At 52.0% G+C, this 884-nt stretch carries 1 pseudogene; it reads left to right on the top strand.

Annotation, left to right across the window (positions count from 1 at the left end):
- A pseudogene (locus AC1DY0_RS19060) lies at positions 1-884 on the top strand (hypothetical protein); the annotation flags it as partial.

Here is an 884-nt window from a genome sequence, read left to right as displayed (position 1 = left end):
CGGAAATACAGGCACGGCTTCACAAACGCTAACTTATACGCGAGACACGGAACTTCCGGTGATCACTTTAACTGCTGCAGGTACATTAGGTTGTAATCCAACGGCAGCAGAAATAACGGCAGCCTTCGGCACAGCCAGTGTAAGCGACAACTGCTCAATAGGTTTAGTTGCCAGCGGTACAGAGACCTTAGAAACCGGCAGTGGTTGTACTTTTTCTACCACCAAAAACTGGACGGTAACCGATGCCTGCGGAAATACAGGCTTGGCTTCGCAAACGGTAACTTACACTAGAGACACGGAGCTTCCGGTGATCACTTTAACCGCTGCAGGCACATTGGGCTGTAATCCAACAGCAGCAGAAATCACGGCAGCCTTCGTCACCGCCAGTGTAAGCGACAACTGCACCACAGGCTTAACTGCAACTGGCACCGAAGCAGCAGAAACGGGCTCGGGTTGTACGTTCTCCACCACCAAAAACTGGACGGTAACCGATGCCTGCGGAAATACAGGCTTGGCTTCACAAACGCTAACTTATACCCGAGACACGGAACTTCCGGTGATCACTTTAACTGCTGCAGGTACATTGGGCTGTAATCCAACGGCAGCAGAAATCACGGCAGCCTTCGGCACCGCCAGTGTAAGCGACAACTGCTTCACAGGCTTAACAGCAACCGGTACCGAAGCAGCAGAAACAGGCTCGGGTTGTACGTTCTCTACCACCAAAAACTGGACGGTAACCGATGCTTGCGGGAACACAGGCTTGGCTTCGCAAACGGTAACTTATACTAGAGACACGGAGTTTCCTGTGATCACCTTGACCCCGGCAGGCACAGTATTTTGCAATCCAACGGCAGCAGAAATAACGGCAGCTTTCGGCACCGCTT

Source organism: Flavobacterium sp. P1_E4 (assembly GCF_056405915.1).
This window is presented reverse-complemented; position numbering and strand designations above follow the sequence as displayed.